The 25,261-nt window shown below is 63.1% G+C and carries 22 protein-coding genes and 1 tRNA gene; 12 read left to right on the top strand and 11 right to left on the bottom strand.

Features of this window, described 5'->3' with window-relative positions:
• The first annotated feature begins 3 nt into the window (after positions 1–3).
• From PARN5_RS0112905 to PARN5_RS0112860, 10 genes are all read left to right on the top strand, one after another.
• Positions 4–1,287, top strand: coding sequence for a helix-turn-helix transcriptional regulator (locus tag PARN5_RS0112905; protein ID WP_018000189.1), 1,284 nt, complete (start codon positions 4–6; stop codon positions 1,285–1,287).
• A gap of 22 nt (positions 1,288–1,309) precedes the next feature.
• Positions 1,310–1,666: a response regulator gene (locus PARN5_RS0112900; RefSeq protein ID WP_018000188.1), complete on the top strand. Its 357-nt coding sequence runs from the start codon at positions 1,310–1,312 to the stop codon at positions 1,664–1,666.
• Complete coding sequence (locus PARN5_RS0112895; RefSeq protein ID WP_018000187.1) at positions 1,663–1,917, top strand: hypothetical protein; 255 nt, start codon at positions 1,663–1,665, stop codon at positions 1,915–1,917. Before PARN5_RS0112900 ends, PARN5_RS0112895 begins: the two co-directional genes overlap by 4 nt.
• Entirely contained in the window at positions 1,907–4,564 is a 2,658-nt protein-coding gene (locus PARN5_RS0112890) for an ATP-binding protein (RefSeq protein WP_018000186.1), read from the top strand. Before PARN5_RS0112895 ends, PARN5_RS0112890 begins: the two co-directional genes overlap by 11 nt.
• A 150-nt stretch (positions 4,565–4,714) precedes the next feature.
• Positions 4,715–5,800, top strand: coding sequence for a FliM/FliN family flagellar motor C-terminal domain-containing protein (locus PARN5_RS0112885; RefSeq protein ID WP_018000185.1), 1,086 nt, complete (start codon positions 4,715–4,717; stop codon positions 5,798–5,800).
• Between the two features lie 171 nt (positions 5,801–5,971).
• Positions 5,972–6,190 carry a translation initiation factor IF-1 gene (gene infA / locus PARN5_RS0112880; protein WP_010397442.1) on the top strand — a complete coding sequence of 73 codons (219 nt, stop codon included), beginning with the start codon at positions 5,972–5,974 and terminating at the stop codon, positions 6,188–6,190.
• Between the two features lie 58 nt (positions 6,191–6,248).
• Positions 6,249–6,827 carry a Maf family protein gene (locus tag PARN5_RS0112875; protein ID WP_026155405.1) on the top strand — a complete coding sequence of 193 codons (579 nt, stop codon included), beginning with the start codon at positions 6,249–6,251 and terminating at the stop codon, positions 6,825–6,827.
• Positions 6,824–7,885 (top strand): ribonuclease E/G, encoded by a 1,062-nt coding sequence (locus PARN5_RS0112870; protein ID WP_018000183.1) that lies wholly within the window; start codon positions 6,824–6,826, stop codon positions 7,883–7,885. Before PARN5_RS0112875 ends, PARN5_RS0112870 begins: the two co-directional genes overlap by 4 nt.
• Positions 7,882–8,031, top strand: a complete 150-nt coding sequence (gene yacG / locus PARN5_RS0112865; protein WP_018000182.1) for a DNA gyrase inhibitor YacG — start codon at positions 7,882–7,884, stop codon at positions 8,029–8,031. The genes PARN5_RS0112870 and yacG overlap by 4 nt, the downstream gene beginning before the upstream one ends.
• Positions 8,032–8,108: 77 nt before the next feature.
• Positions 8,109–8,184: transfer RNA gene (locus PARN5_RS0112860), tRNA-Phe, on the top strand.
• A 158-nt stretch (positions 8,185–8,342) separates the two neighbouring features.
• Here PARN5_RS0112860 and PARN5_RS0112855 read toward each other — a convergent pair.
• The 11 genes from PARN5_RS0112855 to PARN5_RS0112815 all read right to left on the bottom strand — a co-directional run bounded on the left by PARN5_RS0112855 (position 8,343) and on the right by PARN5_RS0112815 (position 21,330).
• Positions 8,343–9,659 carry a hypothetical protein gene (locus PARN5_RS0112855; RefSeq protein WP_157403990.1) on the bottom strand — a complete coding sequence of 439 codons (1,317 nt, stop codon included), beginning with the start codon at positions 9,657–9,659 and terminating at the stop codon, positions 8,343–8,345.
• A gap of 94 nt (positions 9,660–9,753) precedes the next feature.
• On the bottom strand, positions 9,754–11,547 hold the full coding sequence (locus PARN5_RS0112850) for a hypothetical protein (RefSeq protein ID WP_018000180.1): 1,794 nt from the start codon (positions 11,545–11,547) through the stop codon (positions 9,754–9,756).
• 1 nt (position 11,548) lies between these two features.
• Positions 11,549–11,905 (bottom strand): hypothetical protein, encoded by a 357-nt coding sequence (locus PARN5_RS0112845; RefSeq protein WP_036744614.1) that lies wholly within the window; start codon positions 11,903–11,905, stop codon positions 11,549–11,551.
• Between the two features lie 118 nt (positions 11,906–12,023).
• Positions 12,024–12,515 carry a hypothetical protein gene (locus tag PARN5_RS24245; protein WP_157403989.1) on the bottom strand — a complete coding sequence of 164 codons (492 nt, stop codon included), beginning with the start codon at positions 12,513–12,515 and terminating at the stop codon, positions 12,024–12,026.
• 244 nt (positions 12,516–12,759) lie between these two features.
• A complete protein-coding gene (locus PARN5_RS24240; RefSeq protein WP_157403988.1) occupies positions 12,760–13,089 on the bottom strand; it encodes a hypothetical protein in 330 nt (109 codons plus the stop codon).
• A gap of 73 nt (positions 13,090–13,162) precedes the next feature.
• Positions 13,163–13,888 carry a hypothetical protein gene (locus tag PARN5_RS0112840; protein ID WP_018000178.1) on the bottom strand — a complete coding sequence of 242 codons (726 nt, stop codon included), beginning with the start codon at positions 13,886–13,888 and terminating at the stop codon, positions 13,163–13,165.
• Positions 13,889–13,949: 61 nt separating this feature from the next.
• A complete protein-coding gene (locus PARN5_RS0112835) occupies positions 13,950–14,798 on the bottom strand; it encodes an abortive infection family protein (protein WP_018000177.1) in 849 nt (282 codons plus the stop codon).
• Positions 14,788–17,712 carry a type I restriction endonuclease subunit R gene (locus PARN5_RS0112830; protein ID WP_018000176.1) on the bottom strand — a complete coding sequence of 975 codons (2,925 nt, stop codon included), beginning with the start codon at positions 17,710–17,712 and terminating at the stop codon, positions 14,788–14,790. Before PARN5_RS0112830 ends, PARN5_RS0112835 begins: the two co-directional genes overlap by 11 nt.
• Positions 17,713–17,837: 125 nt before the next feature.
• Positions 17,838–18,545, bottom strand: a complete 708-nt coding sequence (locus PARN5_RS0112825) for a hypothetical protein (RefSeq protein WP_018000175.1) — start codon at positions 18,543–18,545, stop codon at positions 17,838–17,840.
• Positions 18,546–18,550: 5 nt separating this feature from the next.
• A complete protein-coding gene (locus PARN5_RS22120) occupies positions 18,551–19,762 on the bottom strand; it encodes a restriction endonuclease subunit S (protein WP_081614967.1) in 1,212 nt (403 codons plus the stop codon).
• Positions 19,759–21,330 (bottom strand): type I restriction-modification system subunit M, encoded by a 1,572-nt coding sequence (locus PARN5_RS0112815; RefSeq protein WP_018000173.1) that lies wholly within the window; start codon positions 21,328–21,330, stop codon positions 19,759–19,761. Before PARN5_RS0112815 ends, PARN5_RS22120 begins: the two co-directional genes overlap by 4 nt.
• 1,591 nt (positions 21,331–22,921) lie before the next feature.
• On the opposite strand from PARN5_RS0112815, the gene PARN5_RS22890 reads away from it, so the two are divergent.
• Positions 22,922–24,793, top strand: coding sequence for an AAA family ATPase (locus PARN5_RS22890; protein ID WP_157403987.1), 1,872 nt, complete (start codon positions 22,922–22,924; stop codon positions 24,791–24,793).
• Complete coding sequence (locus PARN5_RS0112805) at positions 24,786–25,247, top strand: hypothetical protein (RefSeq protein WP_018000170.1); 462 nt, start codon at positions 24,786–24,788, stop codon at positions 25,245–25,247. Before PARN5_RS22890 ends, PARN5_RS0112805 begins: the two co-directional genes overlap by 8 nt.
• Positions 25,248–25,261 lie beyond the last annotated feature (14 nt).

The following is a 25,261-nucleotide window of genomic DNA, read 5'->3' as shown; positions in this document are numbered from 1 at the left end:
GCCATGGCGCGCCCGCCCGCCTCGCACCGCTCGCCCCATGCCCGGCCGCTGATCGGCACCCGCATTCGCGAGCGCCGCTTGTCGCTCGGCCGGCGCCAGACCGAGGTGGCGCGGCGGGCCGAGATCTCCGCCGCCTATCTGAACCTCATCGAGCACAACCGCCGCCCGGTCGGCGAGGCGCTGCTGACCCGGCTGGCCGAGGCGCTGGAGATCGACGCGACCGAGCTTGCCTCGGACCGCGAGGAGGCGCTGATCGGCGCGCTGCGCGAGGCGGCCGCGCGGGCGGGCGAGCAGCCGGTCGAGCTGGACCAGATCGCCGAATTCGCCGCCCGCTTTCCCGGCTGGGCAGCGGTGCTGGCCCTGGCCGTGCGCCGTGCCGACGCGCTGGAACGCCGGCTGGTCGCGCTGTCGGATCGCATGACCCGCGACCCCTATCTGCTGACCACGCTGCACGAGGTGCAATCGGCGGTGACGGCGCTGCGCTCGACCGCGACCATCCTGGCCGAGACGCCGGAAATCGAAAGCGAATGGCGCGACCGCTTCCACGCCAACCTGGACAGCGACAGCCAGCGCCTGTCGCGCACCGCGCAATCGCTGGTGGCCTATCTCGACAGTTTCGAGGACGAGGCCGTGCCGATGTCGCCGCAGGAAGAGGTCGAGGCCTGGATCGCCGCCGGCCAGCCCGACCCGGCCGATGCGCCCGAACTGGCCTCGGACGCGGCACAGGTGATGGCGCGCGACCTGCTGGCGGCGCAGGCCCGCGACCGTGCCGCCCTGCCCGACGCGGCGCTGGCGGCGGCGGTGGACGAGGCCGGCGAAACCGGCGGCGACCCGGCGCTGATCGCGGCGCGGCTGGGCCGTCCGCTGGAGCTGGTGCTGCGCCGGCTGGGCATGCTGCGCCCCGGCCCCTGGGCGCAGGCCGGGCTGATCGTCTGCGACGGCTCGGGCGCCACGCCCTTTCGCCATGCCGCGCCCGGCTTCGAGCTGCCCCGTCCCGGCGAAGGCTGCGCGCTCTGGCCGTTGTTCGAGGCCCTGGCCCAGCCGCAGCTGCCGGTCGCGCGGCTGATCGAGACCGCCGGCGGGCGCCGCTTCGCCGCCTGGGCGGTGGCCGAGCGGCTGCTGCCCATGGGCTTCGACGGCCCGGTGCTGAGCCGGGCGCAAATGCTGATCCGCCCCGCCGGGCCCCATGACGCGCGCCCGGCGCTTGGCGTCGGACCCGCCTGCCGGATCTGCCCGCGCACGGTCTGCCCGGCGCGGCACGAACCCTCGATCCTGGGCCCGGCATGAGCCCCGTTCCGGAGAATCGCCCATGAGCGTCGACGTGCTGCTGATCGAGGACGAGCCCAGCATCGCCGAGGCGGTGCGCTTCATCCTGACCCGCGACGGCTGGGGCTGCGAGCAATGGCCCGAGGGCACCGGCGCGCTGGAGCGCATCCGCGCGCTGGCGCCGCGCATGCTGATCCTGGACCTGATGCTGCCCGGCCGCTCCGGCGCCGAGATCCTGGCCGACCTGCGCGCCGACCCCGCCCTCGCGGCGCTGCCGGTGCTGCTCTTGTCGGCGCGCGGCACCGCCAACCTGCCGCCCGGCGCCGACCGCGTGCTGCCCAAGCCCTTTGCCAATGCCGACCTGCGCGCCGTGGTGCGCGAGCTGTTGGAGCGGGCATGAGGCTGCGCCCGCCCCGCCTGTTCCTGGGCCGCGCTGCCTATCGCCGCCGCCGGCTGGCCGAGGCGACCCGGCTGGTCCCGGTGCTGCTTGCGGCACTGGTGCTGATCCCGCCGATCTGGCTGCCGCAACATTTCAGCTATGCCCGCGGCGCGGTCTGGCTGGCGGTCGCCTGGGCGCTGGCCATCCTGGCCACGGCCGCGCTGCATCGCGCGCTGGGACGGCCCTCGGCGGAGGACGAGGATGACGCCTGAAACCCTGGTCGCCGCCTCGGTGGCCTATGTGGCGCTGATGTTCCTGCTGGCCCATGCCGCCGACCGCGCCGCCGCCGCCGGGCGCTGGCGCTGGATGGATCGGCCGGTGATCTATACGCTGTCGCTCTCGGTCTATTGCTCGGCCTGGACGTTTTACGGCGCGGTGGGCTACGCCAGCCGCTCGGGCCTTGAATTCCTGACCATCTATCTGGGCCCCGGCATCGTGTTTTCCGGCGCCTGGTGGGGCTTGCGCCGGTTGGTGCGGGTGGCGCGGATGCATCGCGTGACCTCGATCGCCGACCTGATCTCCAGCCGCTTCGGCAAGTCGGCGGGGCTTGCCGCGCTGGTCACGCTGATCGGGGTGATGGCGGCGACGCCCTATATCGCGCTGCAGCTGCAATCGGTCTCGATGGCGCTGTCGGCCTTTGCCACGCCCGAGCACGCGCTGCCGCGCAATGTCTCGGTCTGGGTGGCGCTGGGACTCGCGGCCTTCGCCATCCTGTTCGGCACCCGCAACCTTGCGGTAGACGAGCGCCACCACGGCGTGGTCATCGCCATCGCCGTCGAGGCGGTGGTCAAGCTCGCCGCCTTTGTCGCGGTCGGGGTCTTCGTGATCTGGGGCATCGCCGACGGCCCCGCCGACGTGCTGGCGCGGATCGACCGCATGTCCGTCTCGGCCGGCGGCGAGGGCTGGCCCATCAACCCCGAGCGCTGGTTCACGCTGATCCTGCTGTCGGGCGCGGCGGTGATGGTGCTGCCGCGCATGTTCCACGTCCTGGTGGTCGAGGCCAGCGACGAGGACCGGCTGCGCCAGGCCGGCTGGGCCTTTCCGGCCTATCTGGCGCTGATGTCCTTCCTGGTCCTGCCCATCGCCGTGGTCGGCGCCGACATCCTGCCAAAGGGCGCCAATCCCGATCTCTACGTGCTGGACCTGCCGCTGTCGCAGGGCCGCGAGGCCCTGGCGACGCTGGTCTTTCTGGGCGGGTTCTCCTCGGCCATGTCCATGGTCGTGGTCAGCGCCATCGCGCTGTCGACGATGATGGCGAACCATTGGCTGGTGCCGCTGTGGCTGCGGCTGCGCCAAGCCGCGCTGGCCGGACCGGCGCGCGCGCCCGAGGATCTGGGCACGCTGATGCTCAACGCCCGCCGGCTGGCGATCCTGGCGATCATCGGCGCGGGCTGGCTTTACCACCGCATGTCGGGCGGCACCTCGGCCCTGGCCGCGATGGGCACGGTGGCCTTCTCCGGCATGGCGCAGGTGCTGCCGGCGCTGGTCGCGGGGCTTCTGTGGCGCGGTGCCACGCGGCGCGGCGCCATTGCCGGCGTCGTGGGCGGGACGCTGGTCTGGACCCTCTTGGTGTTCCTGCCCTCGCTGGGGCTTCTGGCGCAGCCGGCGATGCCGGCCGCCATCGACCCCTTCGCCGGCGCCGTGCTGCTGGCGCTGGCGGTGAACCTGCTGCTTCTGGTGCTGATCTCGCTGATGGATTTCCCCGAACCGGCCGAGCGGCTGCAATCGCTGTCCTTCGTCCATGCCGTCGCGCCGGACGCCGCACCTGGCGACGGCGCCCCCGCCGTGCAGCCCGAGGCGCTGCTGACGCTGGCCGGGCGGCTTTGGGGCAACGACCACGCGCTGGAAACCTTTCGCCGCGCCGCCGAAAGCCAAGGCAAGGGCGGCTACCTGCCCGACCTGACGCCGCGCTTCCTCGCGGATTTCGAGCGGCTGCTGGCCGGCACCGTCGGCGCCGCCACCGCAGCGGCGCTGATGACCCGCGTCGGCGGACGCGGCGGGGTCACCGTCTCGGACCTGATGGAGGTGGCGGGCGAGGCCAGCCGCGCGCGCGAGGACAACCGGCGGCTGGAGAACACCTCGGCCGAACTGGCAAGAACCGCTGCCATGCTACGGGAAAGCAACGAGAAACTGACCGCGCTTTCCGCGCAGAAGGACGCTTTCCTTGGCCAGATCAGCCATGAGCTGCGCACGCCGATGACCTCGATCCGGGCCTTTTCCGAATTCCTGATGGAGCCGGACCTGCCCGGCCCCGACCGCGCCCGCTTTGCCGGCATCATCCATGACGAGGCCGGCCGCATGACCCGGCTCTTGGACGACCTGCTGGATCTTTCCGTGCTCGAGGCCGGCAAGGCCCGGCTGAAGCCCGGCGTCTTCAACCTGCACGACCTGATCGAGCGCGCGCTCGCCTCGGCCGGCGCCGCGGCTTCCGGACGCGATTTCGCCATCCGCCGCAATATCGCCGCCGAGCACCTTCCTGTGATCACGGACCAGGACCGGCTGCTGCAGGTCCTGATCAATGTGATCACGAATGCGCGCAAATATTGCAGCGCCGAGGCGCCGCAGATCCGCATCGACTGCCGCCGCAGCCAGGACGGCGGCACCGAGATCGACATCGCCGACAACGGCCCCGGCATCAGCGCCGGCAACCAGGCGCTGATCTTCGAGAAATTCGCGAGGCTGAACGATCCCGCCCGGGCCGGCGGCGCCGGGCTGGGCCTGGCGATCTGCAAGGAAATCATGGCGTTCCTGGGCGGCTCGATCACTTACCTGCCCGGCCAGGGCGGCGCCTGCTTCCGCATTTCGCTGCCGCCGCGCCCCGTGCGCCGGGCGGAAAGTGATGAAAATGCGGTGCGTTAAACCATTTGGCAACCTGTGCATGGCATGTTGCGCGAAAGTCGTTATGGATTCGCGTGGGTTATGAACAGCGCAGCAACGGAACAGGCGGGCGGCCCCGACAGCACCGGACCGGCAGCAGGCAGCGGGCCAGCGCGTGCGGCGGGCGCCCCGGTGCTTCACCGATGGATCGCGGCGCGCGGCAGCGCCCGCGCGCAATCGGCCATCGTCGCGCCGGCCGAGTTTCGCCTGGAGCGGGCCGCCGCGACCGCGCTTGGCCGGGCGGCGGAACGCCAGGCGCAGTTGCCGGTCTTCGTCGAAAAGGTCGAACTGGCGCGCATGACCCTGTCGGAACTGCCGGAAATCCTGCCGGAACGCGCCCTGCTCGCCGTGATCGAGGGGCGGCGCGATGCCATCGGCGTGGCCGCGATCTGCCCCGATCTGCTGGCCTCGCTGATCGAGATGCAGGCGATCGGTCGCGTCACCGCGCGCCCCGCCCCGGCACGCAAGCCGACGCGCACCGATGCCTCGATCTCGGCCGATTTCGTCAATGCGCTGCTCGGCGAGTTGGGGCGCGAATGCCAGGGCCAGGACGCGCCGAATTTCGCCGCCTTCCGCTATGCCACCTATATGGACGATCCCCGCCCGCTTTCGCTGATGCTCGAGGATGGCGACATGGTGCGGCTGACCCTGCGCTTTCGCATCGGTCCGGGTGGACAGCGCGACGGCACGCTGGTGATCGCGCTGCCGCTGGAACGCGACATGCGCATCCCGCCGCCCGAAGCGGCCCGGCTCGCCGCCATCCTGCCCGGCACCCCGGTCGCGCCGATCCAGGCGCCAGGGGCCGCGCTGGCCGAGGTCGTGCAGCAGGCCCCGGTCGCCCTGGTCGGCATCCTGTGCCGGCGCAAGGTCAGCCTGCAACTCTTGCGCAACCTGACCCCCGGGGCCTTGATCCCCCTGCCGTCCAACGTGCTCGACGACGCGCGCATCGAAACCACCCGGGGCCAGTTGCTGGCGCGCGGCCGGCTGGGCGAGGCCGAAGGCTTTCACGCCATCCGCCTGCGCGATCTGTCGCAGGAGACGGCCTCGCGAACCGCTCCTCCCGCATGGCCGGCCGGCTCCCTGGCCACAGGCTCGGCCTCCACGACGCCCCTCCCGCCCGATCCGCAGGAGCCGCCCTTGCAGGACTATCACGAGGCCGACCCGTTCCGCGGCGCCGACCCCGACCCTGACGCGACGCCGGTCCGCTTTGCCGGCTAAGCGGCGGGCCGTATCCGGTCCGGCGGGGGCTTTTGCGACGTTTTGGCGGATTTTGCCGCTCCCAAAACCCCGCAACGGCCTCCAGAGGCCAGATTCCCCTTGAAAAGCGCCCCGTCTGGACGCATGTAGCTTGCGCCCGCCAAGGCGCGGGTCACCCCTACAGGAGAAGACATGGCCAAGGAAGAAATGCTCGAATTTCCCGGCGTCGTGAAGGAACTCCTGCCGAATGCGACATTCCGGGTCGAGCTAGAGAACGGCCATGAGATCATCGCACATATGGCAGGAAAGATGCGCAAGAACCGCATCCGCGTCCTTGCCGGCGACAAGGTGCAGGTGGAGATGAACACCTATGACCTGACCAAGGGGCGGATCAATTACCGCTTCAAGTGATACCGTGGCCGGCATGACGGCCCCGGACCTGCCCCCCGCCCCCGGCGCGTCCCCGCGCTTGCCTGAACTGGTCCTTGGTTCGGCCAGCCCGCGCCGGCTCGAGCTGCTGCGCCAGATCGGCATCGTCCCGGACCGCGTCCTTCCGGCCGAGATCGACGAAACCCCAAGGCGAGGCGAGGCGCCGCGCGACTATGTCCGGCGCATGGCCCGCGAAAAGGCAATGGCCGGCGCAGCCACAAGCCCGCAGGCCGCGCTGCTTTGCGCCGACACGGCCGTCGTCGCCGGGCGCCGCATTCTCGGCAAGCCCGCCGATGCCGCCGAGGCGCGCCGCTTCCTTGAGCTCCTGTCGGGCCGGCGCCACCGCGTGCTGACCTCGGTCGCGCTGGCCTGCGCCGGCCGGTTGCGCGAACGGCTGGTCGAGACCACCGTGCGCTTCCGCCCGCTGACCGCGGACCAGATCGACGCCTATCTCGCCTCGGGCGAATGGCAAGGCAAGGCCGGCGGCTATGCGATCCAGGGCCGGGCCTCGGCCTTCGTGGTCTGGATGCAGGGCTCCTACAGCGCGGTGGTCGGCCTGCCGCTGGCCGAAACCGCCACACTGCTCGCCGCAATCGGAATTCGGGAACGAACGGAATGAAGGGTCGCCAGATCGTCCTTGGCCAGATCTTTGGTCGCGACGCCGCCGCGCTGATGCTCGACGGCCAGCTCGAGGATCTGATCCTCGACCCCTCCGGCGCCACGCCGCTGGTGCCCGGCGCGATCTGCCGGGCCCGCGTCGACCGGCTGGTCAAGGGCCAGGGCGGCGTCTTCCTGCGCCTGCCCGCAGGCGCGCGCGGCTATCTGCGCGACCGCGGCGGCCTGCGCGAGGGGCAGTCGCTGGTCGTCCAGGTCAGCGGCAGCGCCGAAGAGGGCAAGGCCATCCCGGTCTCGTCCCGGCTGAATTTCCGCGGCCGCACGCTGATCGTCACCCCCGGCGCGCCCGGCGTGAACGTGTCGCGCCGGATCCGCGACGGCGCCCTGCGCGAGGCGCTGGTCCAGCTTGGCGAGGCCGCGCTGGCTGGGCTCGACGAGCCGCCGGGCCTGGTCTTCCGCAGCATCGCCGCCGAAACCCCCGAGGACGAGATCGCCGCCGAGCTTCAGGAATTGCTGGCCTTGGCCCGCGCCGTCACCGCCGATCGCGACGGCGCGCCCGAGCTGTTGCTGGACGCCCCCGAGCCGGCCGAACAGGCCTGGCAGGACTGGGCCGATCCCGCCCCCGACAGCATCGCCGAGGGCGAGGATGCGTTCGAAGCGACGGGCGCGGCCGATGCCGTGCGGCAACTGCTGCGACCCCGCCTCGACCTGGGCGGCGGTGCTTGGGCCGAAATCGAGGCGCTGCGGGCCCTGGTCGCCATCGACGTCAACACCGGCAGCGACCACTCGCCCGCGGCCGGGCTCAAGGCGAATATCGCGCTGGCCCGCGACCTGCCGCGGCAATTGCGGCTGCGGGGCCTGGGCGGCCAGATCGTCGTGGACTTCGCCCCCTGCCCCAAGCGCGATCGCGGCACGCTGGATCAGGTGCTGCGCGCCGCCTTCCGCGCCGAATCGGCCGAGACGGTGCTGATCGGCTGGACGGCGATGGGGCTTTACGAGATCAGCCGCAAGCGCGACCGCCTGCCGCTGGCGCGCCTGGCCGGGACGGAGTCGCCGGCATGAAATGCCCGATCTGCGGCAAGCCTGTTTCCGAGCGTTACCGGCCTTTCTGCTCGCGGCGTTGCGCGGATGTCGATCTGGCGCGCTGGTTTCGCGGCGATTACCGCATCCCCGGACCGCCGCTTCCGCAAAGCGACGAGGAAGAGTGAAAATTTCGCTTTTCGCTCTGGACAGCGCCGCGAGCCTGGCCTAACTACGCGCCAGTCCGAAGCAAGATGGCTCCGGCGCCCGGATAGCTCAGTTGGTAGAGCAGCGGATTGAAAATCCGCGTGTCGGTGGTTCGAATCCGCCTCCGGGCACCATTTTTAATCAAGTAAAAACAGCGACCTAAGCCTTCCGTCCCGTTCGATTAGATTACGGAATAGCATTTGGGGACACTTTGGGGACACCGGGACATCTGGCACGCCGTCGCCATAGCCGGTTGCCGACGATGGCTCGCCGTGTCTATTGGACCGCATCTTCAGGCGAAGAACTCCTTCCACTCTGCATCCGTAATCTCGCCCATCATGTCCGCATGCGCCTTGTCGACGGCCAGCATCTGGAACGCGCGCGTCCGATAGGATTCAGCGGTCTTCTCGTTGCGCTGACCGCAGGCCCGCAGTGCCAGATCGACGCCGCGGCTTCCGAGCTGCCCGAACTGGTCATGGAGCTTTGTCCGGGATGCGTGACTCCCCGTGCCGAGAACCTGTTGCCAGAGATGGCTGACATATCGATCATGAGGCACCCGGCCCTCATAGGTTACGAACAGGTGGCGTCGGCCACGAAAGCACGTCTCTCGCAGATCCTGCAGGTGCTCCGCGCCCGCCCCCTGGAGAATCATCTGGTCGATGAAGAAACCGAATATGGGTGAGATCGGCGCAGTGTATGGGCGCTTGTTCTTCGAGAGGATGAGGTTGAAGCGATAACCCAGCCCGTCCCATGTGATATGCTCCCCGAACCTCATCACGGTGTCGGCGACACGGAGCGGCAGGGGACAAAATAGCGTGATCGCGACCGCCGCGTTGCGTTTGAACTGCGCCCGCTTCGCATTCTTCGTTCTGTCGGAATCCCCCAGGAGATCGAAGGCCATACCGAAGATCTCCTTATACGACGGCAGGGCCAGCACCCTGGCTTCCTTGAGGGGGGTATAACCATTTGCCCGACGTTCATGATAGCGCACCCGATCCGCCAAGTGCGCCAGCACATCGTCGGGCGCACCGAGATACCGTGCAAAATCCCGGACCTGACGAATAGCCGATTTCAGGGTGACCAGGGAGAGCGGTCGCTCGCGCTGGAGAAGTGACTGCTCGTAGGCGATCGCGGCATCGATGGTCAGTTCGTCGGCAAGACCGGCCCATCTGGCAGCCTGGACCAGTTCGCAGACCTTGGTGCGCATCGTTGTCAGCATCGATGCTGAGGGTGCGGGCTGTCGCTTCCCGTCGATCATGGCCAACCCCGGCATGCCGTCTTCCATCCGGTCCAATGCAGCCCTCCACCGATCGGGAAGCTCTTTCGGATGGACCGAATACCGTCTCGCCCTCGCTTTGTAGCTGGTGTATTTCGTGGCGGCCGGCTGAACCCGTTCCGAAATCAAGCCATCCAGTTCCCGCAGCATCGGGGAGCCTTCGAAGAGCGTCCACATGCCGCTGCGGAGCCTCTTCACCTTGTGGATATTCCATTTCGCCAAGAGCTTGGACAGCTCAAACCCCGACCCTTGGGGATGTGGCTCGCTGTAGACACGCAGGAAGGCGTCCACATCCAGCAGATCCTGTGTGCGGAGGCGACCATCGACGATCATCGGCCGGACGTCCTCCGGCCGCACGGCAGAGCACCAGTGCGGCGCCGTGACCATGTTGCAAACGCGCGCGAGGCCCGCGCTGGTCTTGGGAATATTAGCGCGCATTATGGAACCCGGCCTGCCTGGCGATTTCGGCCTGAATGTTGAGCAGTTCCGCATCGTGGTCGATCCAGGCATAATGCAGGCGAACCGTCGCCTCGGTGTTGCCCAGCAGCCGCGCCGCCCCGCTGTAGTCACCAGGCCGGGCTTTCAGCCAGAGAGAGGCAAGACCATGGCGAAAGTTGTGCGGGACCATCGGGATACCGAGATCACGGGTATGCGTCTGGATCCAGATCCGCACGGCCTTGTCGCTCATCTGTTCACCTTCATAGCCAGGGAACAGGTGATCCGAGCGAGCCGCCCATGGGATCATTGGGCGGATCCGGTCGACATACCATTCCAGGATTTCCAAACCCTTGGTCGGACCCGCAGCAATGTTGCCATGCAAGTCAACCTTGTTTTTGACCTCGTCCTTCGGGATCTGGAGGCGTGCCTTCTGGTTCGCACGGCAAGGCAGGAGGAGATTGGGCCGCGGTCCGAGATGCCGCAGGCCCAGCATAGTCGTGATGCGCAAGGGGATCGCCCACAGCGCAATAGCGGAATACGCCGCCAGCACACCGAACTGGATAATATGTTCATCCTTATATGCGCTGGTATCTTTTTCCCCGGCGATCAGGGCCTCGGCCATCTCGCGGAAGCGAACATGCATGGACCGGAAGGTCATTTCTTTCTTCCGGTTCCGCAAAAGGCTGGCGCAAAACTCCTGCGTGGATCGAGGCATGGAATTCTGCTCTTCCTTACCCGCCTTCAGGCGCGCATTGGTTTTCTTGCTCTCAGCCATGAAGTCGACCGGCAAACCCAGACGGTTGGCGAGGATCATAAGGACGCCGACGTATTGGCGCATGCTGCGCGCCGTGATGCGGACCGTGTCATTCGTCTCGCGCGTCCAGGTCCGCATGATCTGGTCGAACACTTCCATCGAAAATGCAGGAGCAAGGCTAACGCAGTGGGGATCAATAACGCCGAGAGCTACCCCGGTCGCCAGGTATTTGCGCAGTGCCGCTCTTCGCACATCCAGGGTCGTCGGCGCCAAACGGTCGTTCCAAACACCCTCAATGCGATCGAACATGCCGCCGCCGCTTTCTTCCACGAGTTGTTCGGCCAAGGCAGCGATGCTAGCAGGCAACTCCATCTCGCGGGTTCGGCGCCGGGCGGGATCGCTCAAAGCAATCGGCGGAAGCATTTCCGCGATCTCAGGGGACACTTCGGAGAAGATCCGAAGGTTTTTAATCGCCTTATGGAGCGATTTCCTTCTGTGCGGAGAAAGCTGATCGCCTAACGTAGAAAGCCAGGTGTTGGTCAGATCGCAAGGCGCGACGCCCGCCTTACGCGCTTCCTCCGCCAGCAGCCGCAACGGGATAAGAGCGGTCGGTGAGCGGGCAGTTCCGCTTCCGACATGAACACCCGCATGATTCAGCAAGCTGGCCCACTCGTCCTGGCGATCACGCCGCTCCCTCCGTTCGTCGGCCTCCCCGGAGAACTTCCTCAACATTCCGGCAATCTTGCGGGTCCACCGGAGCCAAGCGTCATAAGTGACGAAATGCTCCGACCGATAGTTGCAGTGCTTGGATCTGTGGTCAAAGAGCTGGATATCGGCCGGCACATCACGCAAGCTGTTGACGGACATGACTGCGGGGATACGGGCCAGCTGCGCCCGATAGTCCATGATCGTAGCATAGGCGTAAGGCCGCGTCGTCTGGATCCAGACCTGCACATCCTGCATCGTGAGCGGCACACTGGCGGTCGAAGACTGCTGCGGCGCAGCCTTGATGGGGAAGGTGAACTTCATATCAGTCGTCTCCCTCCATCGCGATACTAGGGTTCCCAAGGCCGGCGTCGGCATCGAAGCGGCGCAAGACGGCGGTCATGCACCTAGTCCAGCGCTGCCACGCACCACGATTCTTGAAGCTGCTCAGCTGGTGCGACACCAGGGAGGCATCGTCGGCGAACAGCGTGATATCCGCCGGGACGTCGAACGGACCATCAACATCGAACACCTTCGCGACACGATTAATCTGGGCGATATAGTTCCAAGCGGTCGAAGGAGCGTAATACGGCGCGTCCATGAGCCAGATCTGGACATCGCACATCGTGTAAGCGTCCGCGCTATTCGGGATAGACGAAGGGTTATTGGAATCATTCTGCATGTTCGTTATTTCCATATTTGTGGGATATTTTCTGGGATATGAAAAACACCTATGGATTTCCCAGAACCGAAATTCCGTGGGTGTTTGTCATAAAGTTCGCTGGTTTTGGGACTGTGCGCTAATTCTGCATGGCGCCCCCATGTTGGGGATTACTTGCCCCTTTGAGGCGTAGGCCGAGCGGCCCGACAGGCCGATATTGGCGCTTCAGCCATTCCTCAGGTGCTTCGCCACGAAGCCAGGCCTCGATATGAAGAGGAAGGTAACGCCGCGTCCGATCGCCCAGATCACAATGATCCGGTAGGCGCCATTTCAGGGAACGGGTATTGCCCGCGCGCCGGATGGTGGCAGGGTGGACGCCCACCATTTCGGCCACAGCCTCGATGGACAAGAGCGGCCTCTCCATCGCCTCGAGCCACGCCCGCGGCACGCGATCGATACCCCAAACGCGCCGCCACAGGTCGGTAAGGTCATAGCGACCACCAGGCAGCAGCCTGCACCCGAGATTATCCATCGCCGGACGCACCATGGGAGCGCAAATGCCGAGGTGCCGCGCAATTGCGGCGTGTGTTACCGGATGGTTCGTGACGTATATGGCGGCATCATTTTTCATGCCACCATTCTACTAATGGCTGTTTTGCACGCCAAATGAATAGGCGTCCCCAAATATCCAGCAATGTGGATAACCTCACTGAATTGCGGAGAATTCTCTCTAGGTAATATTATAGGACGACGATCTTAATCACGAAACCAGGTTCAGTAATCCAAAGAGCCTCTCCGAGGCATATTCCAGCCTCGCTAAAATCCGGATAATTCGCTTCGCATTCCAATTCTGGAAATGGTATGGCCAGATCTGTTCAGAAACCGATGCAACTTCCAGTGGCTTCAGGCCGCGTTGTCACCGATATCACCCACCCCCTCATCAAAGGTGCTGACCAGGTCCTCGATCCCCTGCAGCATGCGCTCGACCGCGGCTTTCGCTTCAGGATGCCTGGTTTCACGCGCATCGCCGCCACCACCGGGTCGGCCAGCGGGCACTTGCCGCTGAACAGGATGTCACGTTGCCGGGCCTCGAACGCCGCGGGATCAAGACCCTCGCGCTCGATCAGCCCAGTATAGGCCTTGGTGCGCTCCTTCTCCCAGAATGGACGGAAGGCCACACGCACATCATCATCCGGACCCAGCATGGTCAGCCCGCCACCAGAGCTTTGGGAACCTCATGCCGACGGACTCGGAGCGCAGTCAGATGCCGGCGCAGAATCAATGCCGGACCATGGGCCTTACATACCGGTCCGTCTCAAGTTCCAGGGCAGATCGCCAGAGCGGTGTCTTGAAAATCATATAGGCCGGCCGCCCGTCCGGCTCGCGGGGCTCCTGCGACGTGATGAATCCGGCCCATTCCAGCGGCTTCAGGACGCAGGAACTGAACGCGCCGATCTGCTGCCAGCCGTCGTTGTCCCAGTTCGGCCCCTCACCGTAAAAGACCCCGTAGAGTTCTCGCTCGCTCAGCCCGTTCTCGACTTCCACGTTGATGACGTTGAGCCAGGTGTCCCAGTTGCCGAGGGCCTCCTCACCGGTCCGGGAATAGGAGGCGTGGTCCATCGCCAACAGGAAGAACGGCACCAGCTTGTCGAAGAGCGCGCCAGGCTGTCCCGCATACATCCGACCGTCGTTCGTCGCGCGGAAAGTGCCCTTGTAATGTCGTCCGAGGCGCAACCGGATCAGCATGAAATGCAGAAGCTCGAGAGGCGGAAAATCGGCCTCGTTCAAGACCTTATTGTATCGGAACATCTCCTCGGCGGTTTTGCCGGGCCATTGGAAGTGTTCCACCGCCCAATGCACGAAATCCCGCTTGAAGGCCTTGGTGGCGGTCAGACCTATACCGCCATGTTCTAGGGCGTAACCGAGGGTCAGGGAGGCCGCGCGGAGCATCGGCGACAGAACCAGATCGGGGTGGTCGTCCGGCAGGCGGCGGAATTCTATCATGGCAGACCCCGCGCGTCGTAACGCGACAATCTGACTGGCGGGGCATACCTTCGAAAACTACTCATTTTTCGGCGAGGCACTCGAGAACATAAGCGGCCAGCGTGTGGGCCGAATGAATGACCAGCCTGGCGTGCCGCGGCCGCAGCGCATTGGCTTCAAACTGCTCTTCGGTTCGACCATGGGCACCGCTCTTCTTGTTGCGGAGATACATCGTTCCATCAACAATGCTGTTCAAACCCGAAGCGATCTTCTTGAGATCTTTCGATTCCAAGTCCTTGGGATTGATCCCGATGCTGTCCCGCACCAATTCCCAAAGACGGTTCAGGGTGTCAGCCTGATCATTGAACGGTATGCACTTTTTAATCAGGTAGGCCTTCAGCGTGGCTTCAAGGATATTTCCGGCATAATGCGCTGCGGCATTTGGATCACTTTCAACCTGTTTTAGCGCACGGTCCATTTCGATCTGGATCGCCCCCAGACCACCAGCGTCGATCATCTCCCTCAAGGTGGCCGTTGCCGTCCCTGACGAAACCCCGATGTGACCTCCGATCGAATAGAGCAGCCCGACCTTCCCGAGCATGGAATGGATGCGCTCCTGATCTTTTCGCAGCTTGACCGACCATTCGGGCTCGTCCTGGTCCCAAGGTGCAGCATCTGCAGTATCGAAAGGCTCTTTTTCAAGGATCCCCTCCAGAAGGAACCCCAAAACCAGCAACGGCGCACCAGATTGCTTGTTCACCCTCCGCAGCCAATCAACGGTCTTCTGGATTTTGTTGCCGTCAGGGGGATCTCCTGGTGCGTCCGCGTAGGTGAAAACCCGGTTGATTTCGGCGTGGGTATAGAACTCACTGAAAATGTCACCCAAGATCCCGATCAGAGGAGATGGGATTTTTTCCGCATCAGCGTTCATCCGTCTCATCCCCCATATCGCCCACCCCCTCATCGAAGGTGCTGATCAGTTCCTCGATTCCCTGCAGCACGCGTTCGATTGCGGCCTTGCGCTTCAGAATATTCGGCTTCACCCGCATAGCTGCCACCACCTCGTCCGCCAGGGGCCGTTTGCCGCTGAACAGGATGTCCCGGTGCAGGGCATCGAAGGCCTCCGGCTCTAGGTTCTCCCGCTCAATGAGCCCGGCATAGGCCTTGGCGCGCTCCTCCTCCCAGAAGGCCCGGAACGCGACCCGCACATCATCATTCGGACCCAGCATCGGCATCTTCTGGTCGATGAAGGCCTCAATCAGCTCACGCTTGCCACGAAGTTGCACCTCGGACATCAACAGATCGAAGATCCGCTTGCGCTGTGCTTTCGCCTTGCGGCTGCCCGCGCCGCCCTCCTGCACCGCGCCGTTCAGCGCCAGCAGCAGCGCCAGGATATAGGCCACGTTGATGTCGTCACGACGCAGCAGTTCCAGTTCGAAATCGATGCCGGCGAGCGGATCCGGGGTTTCCTCCTCGCCACCACCGCCCTGGCCACGCTGCGCCAAATCCAGATATTTGCTCTTGAACTCTTCGTATTCCTGCTCGGCCAGCGGCAGATGTGCCGGGTCGAATTCGGAATAGCTGGCCAGCACGTTGCGCAATCGCAGCAGCTTGCGGAAGGCCTTGACGAACTCGGCCTGTGCCTCCTCATGGGGCAAGGCATCAACCGCATCCGGCGTCGGCGTGATTGCCACCAGATCCGTCACCGCATCGCGGGCCTTTGCCAGCTGCTCCTCATAGGTGCCGATCAGGATGGTCTCACGGGCGTTCTTGTCCGCGAAAAGCGCGATGGCCTCGTCGGTGGATTCTTTCAGGTCACGAAAGCAGACGATGTTGCCCTGGGATTTCTCGGCGTTGAGGATTCTGTTGGTGCGGGAAAAGGCCTGGATCAGCCCATGATAGCGCAGGTTCTTGTCCGCATAGAGGGTGTTGACCGTCTTGGCATCAAAGCCGGTCAGGAACATGTTCACCACCAGCAGGATGTCGATGCCTTGCGCCGGGTCGAATGGCTTCTGATCGCGCGATTTCACCCGCTTCGCCAGGGCCCGGTAATAGGTATAGAAGCCCTTGCCATCCATCACGGATTCATTCGTGCCGTAGGCGGCGTTGTAATGCGCGACGAAACGGGCCAGCGCGTCCCGCCGGGGCAACTGCGCCGTGGTGGGCGCGCCGTCCGGGAAATTGGTATCGGGCAGCAGCCCGTCCGCATCCGGATCCGCCTCGTTGGCCGCATAAGTGAAGATGGTGGCGATCTTCAGATCGTGCCGCCCGGCCTGCCGTGCCCGCTCGAAAGCCTCATAATATTCGATCAGCCCATCGACCGAGCCCACCGCCATAATGGCGCCGAACTGGCGTCCTCGGGTCTTGCGATCGTGGTTGTCAATGATCCAGTCCACCACGGCGGCGATCCGGTCCGGGTGTTCCAGATAATCCCGGCTGGCATGCAACTGGGCCAGCGCGGCCCTGTTCCGCTTGTCCGCCTTGGCGTCGCCAGTGGTCGGTGCGTCCTGATCGGACGGCCCGAGGTATTCGACCGAAAAGCGCAGCACATTCTCGTCCCGGATGGCGTCGGTGATGACGTAGGAATGCAGCTGTTCGTCGAACAGGCTTTTGGTAGTGCGCCCGTCGATCGCGTTATCTGCGAAGATCGGCGTGCCGGTGAAGCCGAAAAGTTGCGCCTTAGGGAAGAAATCGACAATCTTGCGATGCGCCTCGCCGAACTGGCTGCGGTGGCATTCATCGAAAATGAACACCACCCGCCCGGCCCCGATGTTCTCAAGCTCCAGCGCCCAGCGGTCGCGCGAGATGGCCGTATTGAGCTTCTGAATGGTGGTGATGACCAGCCGTTTGCTCGGATCGGTCAGCTGCTTCACCAGCTGCCGGGTATTGTCCGTGCCATCGACCGAGCCGGGCTCAAAATGGTTGAATTCCTTGGTGGTCTGGTAGTCCAGATCGGCCCGGTCAACCACGAAGACCACCTTGTCGACCTTGGGCAATTCGACAAGGTTCTGCGCCGCCTTGAAGCTGGTCAGCGTCTTGCCCGATCCGGTGGTGTGCCAGACATAGCCGTTGCCTTGCCGCAACTGCACCCGTTCCAGGATCTTTTCCGCCGCGAAATACTGATAGGGGCGCAGCACCATCAGCGTCTGGTCGCTCTGATGCAGCACCACGTATTTGGCGATCATCTTCGACAGATGGCACTTTTCCAGGAAGATGTCCGCGAAGGGCTCCAGGCGGTTGATCGCCTTGTTGTCGATGTCGGACCAGGTGAAGGTCTGCTTGAAGCTCTGATGCCGGTTGTTGGCGTAATAGCGGGTGTTTACCCCGTTCGAGATGACGAAGATCTGGGTAAACATGAACAGCCCGCCCGCCGCGGCGTAGCTGTCCTTCTGATAGCGGTTGATCTGGTCGAAGGCGGTCTTCAACTCGACCCCGCGCCGCTTCAACTCGATCTGGCAAAGCGGCAGCCCGTTCACCAGCAGCGTCACGTCATAGCGGTTCTTGCGCCGCCCCTCGATGCCGATCTGGGTCGCGACCTGGTAGCGGTTGCGGCACCAATGTTCCGAGTTCAGGAACTGGACATAGAAGCTGGTGCCGTCGTCCCGGTCCAGCCGGAACCGGCCGCGCAGCGTCTCGGCCTTCTCGAAGACCGAGCCCTTTTCCAGGTGGTTGCGGATGCGGGCGAATTCCTCATCCGAGAAGGCGGTGCCGTTCTGGGCGCCGAGCTGGGTGCGCAGGTTGGCCCAGAGCGCCGCCTCGGAGGGCAGAGAGACCAGTTCCCAGCCCTTGCCCTGAAGGCGGGCGACGAGGGCGGATTCAAGCTGGGCTTCGGTCTCGACAGCCATGGGATCAAACACTCATTCTGGCAAAGGGGCGAACTTGTAAGGGATCGTTACAGGTTGCCCGTCCGAGGATTGGCAGTTGTCATGGAATCCTTGACAACTGCGTTGTGACGAAGCGGCGGGGATCATCATGCCGCCTTGATGGCTTCTAGCTTCTGGCGGACGTAGGCCGCGCCGATCGGGCTTATGCGCCTTCTGCCTTCCAGACAGGATCTGATCATCGCAATCAGGTCGCGAGCTGAGCCAGAATGATCGAATTCCTTCCGGATAGCGGCGATCCGTTCCTCGGTGAGCGGCTCTGCATCGCACAGAGCCCGACGCCAGAAGTCATATGACCGATCCCGGCCTTCACGAATGGCGAGAAGAATCCGACGGATTGAATCGTCACTGATCTGCCGCAGGAGAGCGGCGGCTTCCGGATCCTCATCAAGGACCAACAGGCCGTCCTTGGGGTTCATCCCTTCAAAAAGGCACAGGACAACGGGGTGACCAGTGAACCGGGGCCATAGTTCGATGATCTCACCGGCAATCACCTCGCCCGCCGCCGGTTCGAAACGGTCGAAATCTTTCTGATATACCTTGCCGGCCTCTTTCATCACCATGACATCGCCATTGAAGACCGAATGCCGGGAGTAGGCGTGACGGATCATTCGAGCCCAGAGATCGCAGGCCTGTTCGGGGCTTGCCTGAAACTTCGAGGCGATTTCGATGGGATTGTCGATCTTGACCCCATCCACCTCATCATACCGGGCGGCGCGCCCGAAGTTGTCGAGCGCCCAGAGCGAAACCCGGCGCTGATGGTCGGAAATATCGAAATTTTCCTTGATGTAATCCATGGCGCTCACACGAACATCTGTTGCAGTAGGCCCTTCTTGAAGGTCTCCATATGGGTGATCTGGTTGGCAACGGCGGCGATCTTGGCGTCCATAGCCGAGAGGGCATCGGCGATCTTGCGTTGCTCGTCGGGGTGGGGAACATCAAATTCCGCACTGGAAATGATCGACCAATCCGCCCGGGGCATCTTCGATCCGGACGAGATTGTTGCCAGTTCCATGAACCTGCTACTCTGGATCAGATGGAACAGGAAATCATTACTCACGCGCTTTCCACGCAAGACCCAGATTTCGGAGGAACAGCAGCCTTCGAAATCGGGTTGCGCAAATTTACGCAAGTAGGGACGCAATTTTCCGAACAGCACCTCCCCTGTCCGGAAGACCGATTTCAGGCTGGCGCTTTCATCCGACTGGCCAGCGTGAATGATCCGGCCTGTTCCGGATTCGATGTTTTCCAGGTCAATGACCGGCATTCCTTCATGGACGTTACGCGGGTCGAGCTTATCAGAAGAACGCTCTGCAATTTCAGCAAATGACACCTGATTCCACTCCGGAAACTCCGTCCCATTATCGCGGGTAAAGCGAAGCTCCTGGGAAAACAGGCGCTGCATCAGGCCGGATTTGAACGCCTCAAGCCCTGATTTCTTCCGCCGCAGGGCGTCAAGTTTGGCGTCCACCGTGCCGAGGAAATCGGCGATCTTTTGCTGTTCGGCGAGAAGAGGAAACGGAATTCTGAAGCTTCGAATGTTCTCAAAGTTCAGACCTTCGCGGCCGCTCCCACCCTGCAGATCATCAATCTGCTTCTGCCCTCTTGGGGAAGCAAGATACTGCTGGATGAAGGCCGGACTGTCTTTGGCGTCGAGACGAATTATGCAAACGTGCTGGTTGACGTTGGCTGGGCCGACGTGATCGGGAACGATGCAGCTGCGCCCAATAGATGCGCCGGTGATGTTCAGAAGAATGTCGTCGGGCATAACATGAGTGCCCGACATTCGCGCATGGGTTGCCTCGGCGATATATGCCACGTCATCCAGTTCAAGCCTGCCATCTCGGACATTCTGGCTACGGATCAGCGGTATCCCTTCCGATAGATACGAGGCGGCCCCGCCTTTCGGCGTGACCCCACTTCCCACTTTGGTGGTGCGCGGTCCCAGCGGTTCTATGGGCCATCCCTCCGCGAACCCCGGAAACCGCAACTGCGGCACCATGGCCCCGCTCATACCGGCGCCTCCAGCCCCAGCTCGGCGCAGAAGGCACGTAGCTTCGCGTCGACGCCCTCCATCTCCGCATCGACCGCCTTCAGATCCGCCGTCACCGCGGCCAGGTCGATCGGCGCCTCTGCCTGGAAGGTCTCCACATACCGCGGGATGTTCAGGTTCCAGTCCTTCCCCGCGATCTCGGCGCGCGGCGCATTATGCGCAAAGCGTTCGACCTCGGCCCGGCTGCGATATGCCTCGACGATCCGGTCGATGTCCTGTGTGCGCAGGTAATTCTGGTTCTTGGCCTTCTCGAAGCAGGAGGATGCATCGACAAACAGCACCTCGTCCGTCTCGCGGCATTTTTTGAACACCATAATGCAGGTCGGGATCGTGGTGCCGTAGAAAATATTCGCGGGCAACCCGATCACCGCATCCAGCCAGTTCTTCTCACGGATGATAAATTCGCGGATCGCGCCCTCGGCCCCGCCCCGGAACAGCGCCCCATGCGGCAGCACCACCGCCATGGTGCCGTTGTCGTCCAGATGCGCCAGCATGTGCTGAACAAATGCAAAATCCGCCTTTGACGCCGGGGCCAGCCGCCCATAGGGCGCGAACCGGTCATCCTGCAGGAAAATCGGCCGTGCCGACCATTTCGCCGAGAACGGCGGGTTCGCCACGATCGCCTCGAACAGCTGACCCTCGTGGGCTGGATGTTCGAGTGTGTCCTCCTGCTGGATATCGAAGCGGCTGTAGTGGACCCCGTGCAGAATCATGTTCATCCGCGCCAGGTTGTAGGTGGTGCGGTTCATCTCCTGGCCGTAGAAGTCCGCTACCTCCCGCACCTCCTTGGCAACGCGCAAGAGCAGGGAGCCGGAACCGCAGGTGGGGTCATAAACGGATTTCAGCCGTTCCTTGCCGGTGGTGACGATCCGGGCAAGGATGGTGGAAACCTCCTGCGGAGTGTAGAACTCTCCCGCCTTCTTGCCGGCGCCGCTGGCGAACTGACCGATCAGATATTCATAGGCATCTCCCAGGATGTCCGCACCCGCATCGTCCAGCCGGAAGTCGATGCCGTCCAGATGGACGAGCACCTTGGCGATCAGGTCGTTCTTGGCCTCCTCGGTCCGGCCGAGCTTGGTCGAGGTCAAGTCCATGTCCTCGAACAGGTTACCGAAGTCATCTTCGGAGGCGGAGCCCATGGTGGAACGTTCGATATTGGCGAGGATCGCGGTCAGCTCGCCCAGGATAAACTCGCCCTGCGCGCCCCGTCGGGCGATGTCGCTGAAGAGCTCGCCCGGCTTCAGAAAATAGCCGAGGGCCTCTACCGAGGCCTCCCGCACAGCGGCGATGATGTCCATACCGTTGATGCTGTCCGCCTTGACGGTGGCGTAGTCCGGCGCGGTCTCGCCCGGCTCCAGCCCCTCAGACAGGATCCGGTTCGCGTAAAGGTGCATCCGCTCGGACAGGTATTTGTAGAAGATGAAGCCCAGGATGTAATCCCGGAACTCGTCCGCGCCCATCTTGCCGCGCAGCGTGTTGGCGATAGCCCAGAGCTGTTGTTCCAGCTTCTTCTTCTGCTCGTCCGTCATAAAGTATTTCCGATTTCTGGCCTACTTCCAAGATCATAGCGAGATGATGCGAATCAGACAAGCGCGGCGCCATCCAGGAATGTGGATAACCTCAAGTTTGTGAAAACTCGAAAGCAACTTCGCTTTGGCGATCCTAGACACGCCTGCCCGAGGGGGAGCGTTGCAGCCTGCCCCGAGAGCCATTCGGCGCGTCAAATCCAAAAATGCGTGAAATATCAAAGATGTAACGCCGTTACGCCGACGTTACAGGACGTGTAACGCCCCTAAGTGCCTGATTCTTCTTAGAGAAAAGGGTGTTTGTTTGTATGTTACAAGAAATAAATAAATATATATAGACGTATACGCACACACATACGCACGCATACGTAAACACATTCCCCCGCCGTTACAGGCGTAACAGCGTTACATTTCCGATTTCCCATTAATAATCATCCGGTTACGCGTAACGCCGCCGGTGTTACGCTTTCGCGTTATGTGAATCGGGCTTCTCCCGCAGCCCTCAACACCGATGCCCGCCTACCTCGCTAATCGAGGCATCCGGCACTACCAGCCCCCCCCTTGGCCGTCCCTCATCATGCGGCACCGCATCAGGTCCTTCGACAGAGCAAGGTCGAACCCGTATGCGAAAATGCGAAACCCGTTACCGGAATTCGATTGAGCCAACGGGCGCAAGGGGGACGCTCCGCGCCCGGCTACCAATGCGAAACAGATATGCATTTTCTATTTTCGCGTTTTCCTACTGAAAGCCATTTTACGACCGGCGCCGGATTCAATAATAAAAACAGGCTCAAATAGGACCTTGCGTATGCGAAAAACTCAAGCGTCAAAATAATAAACATCGAGAAACCGACCAATAGCGCCATATGCTCTTATGTGAAAAATAATTGAGCCGTTCATTTAACAAAAATCCCTTGAGATAATTATACCGCCCGCCCATGTGCGAAAAAATTCAGCATGCACCGCCTTCAGGCCTCTGGTTTGCGAATTATAAAATTATGTTGTTATTTCATGTGGTTAAGTTTCGTTCGCCAGTCAAAATCCTGTTGACGACCAGATCAATTTGCCAATACGTTCCAATTTGAATCAACCGAATTCTGGCAAAACTCACTGCGCCGACTTGGGCGCATAGCAGCAACAGGATGCAAATGAAGCCACGCGATCAAGACATAACAATCCCCGCCTGAAGCCAAGGCAAACGCCCCCAAACCTACGAACACTGACGCTCCATTTCGCATCGGAGCAATTCATTTCCTTTTTCACAGAATCAAAATACCCGGGCAGAATTTCTGCCCGGAACGGATACGCTCGACCGGGAACCCTCATGCGCCATCATACATCTTCGCCGCCACCAACACCGCCCCTCCACCCGTCGCACCTGATGCTGCGCGCCGCCACGCAGCTCGGGTCAGCGCCCGCCAAAGCGGGCTATGAGACGGGAGCTCTATCGTCTCTGGCCAGGCAGACGGAGCGCGCGGATGCAGTCCGTAATGAGGCCAGACAGCTTTTCAGGAACGGGCCGATCCCTCCGGGCTTTGGGATCCTCCGCGGCCAAAAGCGCCCGAACCCGTCGCTGCTCTATGCAGCCCTGACATTGGCCGACGCAATCGGCACCGAGACCCGTCTGGGACGGATGCTGCAGCGTGGGGCGATTTCTATCGTGGGGCTGCGTCTTGTGCCGCATGAGATAGAAACGGTGTTCATACGTGCGCTTTGCCCCGACTGGATCCTGGCAGACCCGGCCAGTGATCATCACGAGCAAATTCGGATCCACCGCACCCCGGACAGGATTGAAGCCTCGCAACTGGCCGCTGACGATCTACCGTTGATCCTCTTAGGGAATCCGGACCAGCTTTCAGACATGATCCAGGCGCTGGATCCGCTGGTCATCTCCGATGCGTCGCCCGGCAAAGAACGGATCTGCTGGATGATCGCATGGTGCTACCCGCGGGTCGGCTCCAGCCCGTCCGCGATGGCAGCCATCGAAAAGCGCCTGCCGGCTGAAGAGCTGCTGCGTCAGTTGTCCGGCGCACAGATCGTTGCGGCCATGCGCGCCTCAACCGCAAACGGCGCGATCCGGACGCTCATCCGGCTCACTTCCCCTAAGGTCGGGCCGTCAAAACAGCTATCGGACGTGCCGCCGCTTTCCTCTATCGTGGGACTAGGCGCTGCAACAGGCCTGGCGGCGCAAATCGTTCAAGACCTTCAGGCCTGGTCAAAGGGCACTCTATCATGGACTGAGATCTGTAGGGGCCTCTTGCTGTCCGGAGAGCCCGGCACCGGCAAGACTCTGCTGGCACGAGCCATGGCCAACGAGGCCGGTATCTCCTTCGTCTCGGGCAGCTACGCCATCTGGCAGCGTTACAAAGACGGGCATCTGGGCACCATGCTGAAGGCGATGAATAGCACATTCCTCGAGGCGACTGAGGCAGCCCCATGCATCCTGTTCATCGATGAGATCGATGCTTTCAGGACACGCACCTATCGCGACGATCACGGCTCATCCTACTCTGAAAAGGTGACCGCGGCCCTGCTGGAGCAGTTGGATGGGGTCGCCGGTCGTGAGGGCGTGGTCGTTCTGGCGGCCTGCAACCATCCCGAGCAGGTAGACCCGGCGGTCATCCGATCCGGTCGCTTTGATCAGCACATCCGGATCGGGCTTCCAACCACATCGGAACTCGCCACCATACTCCGTCAGCATCTGGGTGGCGATCTTCCGGATATCGATCTGACCAGGCTCACCTCTCTGGTGCCGGGCAAGACCGGAGCAGACTGCGCGGCCGCGCTACGGATGGCCCGCACCGCGGCCCGGTCGGCCGGACGACCGCTTCACGAGGGCGACCTCAGAACGGCCTTGCTAGGAGACCAGAATGGGTTTCATGCGCCGCTGCGCAGCCGGGTCGCCGTGCATGAGGTTGGGCATTTTGTTGTGGCGGTCGCGCTGCAACTGGGAACACCGATCGGGCTACGGCTTTTTGCGGACCACGGGGAATTCCGTATGGATCTGTATCCGTTCCAGCCGTGTGCGCCTGAACTGCATGCTTTCCGCGTCAAGGATCTGGCCGGCCGTGAAGCGGAGCGTCTGATTTTTGGCGATGTCAGTGCCGGGGCCGGCGGTCCGTCCGACAGCGACCTGGGCAAGGCCATGATGGGGCTGATGCTTGAGGAGTTGTCGCTCGGGCTCGGGACATCCGGCCCGCTCTGGCTTGCACCGGCGCCAGACCCGAAGAACTTCTTCTCACTGCCCGAGGCCCTGCAGGCCCGGATCCGGCAAATGCTCTCCGCCGCAGAGCGCCAGGCACATATGATTCTGAGCCCAAATCGCGGCCTGATCATCGAGATGGCCGAACGGCTGGCAGAGCGATTTGCCATGGGAGCAGAGGAACTTGCCGAATATTCTCAACGGGTCGTGATGCCGGCCCTTCCTTTCGGCCCCACCGGAGAGATGGTGGTCACCGATGGCTGATCCGCATGTCGCCCCCGTTACCGCAGCAAAGATCCCCGTGTTCCTCCAGACTCCCGAAAGCAAATGCGCGGCGATGCGGATCATGCAAAACTGGCCGCAGGTCTATGGCTCAATCTACTCGCACGGCACAACGAGCTTTCTCTCAGAAGGTTTTCAATGTGGTCCGGGCTGGTATCCGCTGATCGAACGTCTCAGCGCCGCTATAGCCGCCATTCTCGACGAGATGCCCCTCGAGGCATTTCGGGTGCTGCAGGTGAAGCAGAAGTTCGGCGGGCTGCGCTTTCGCGTAACCGGCAGCAATGAGCGCATCCTGAACCGCATCGCCAAGGCGCAGGTCGAGGCCGCTCATACCTGTGAGGGATGCGGCGGCCCCGCCCGCATCCGCAGCGTTGATATGTGGCTGACCACCAGTTGCGATCCCTGCATTGAGCAGGCTGGATCCCGGCACAGATAGCGCCGAAACGCCAC

Source organism: Paracoccus sp. N5 (genome assembly GCF_000371965.1).
Classification (GTDB): Bacteria; Pseudomonadota; Alphaproteobacteria; order Rhodobacterales; family Rhodobacteraceae; genus Paracoccus.
The sequence above is the reverse complement of the archived record's forward strand: the minus strand, read 5'-3'. Positions and strand labels throughout refer to the sequence as shown.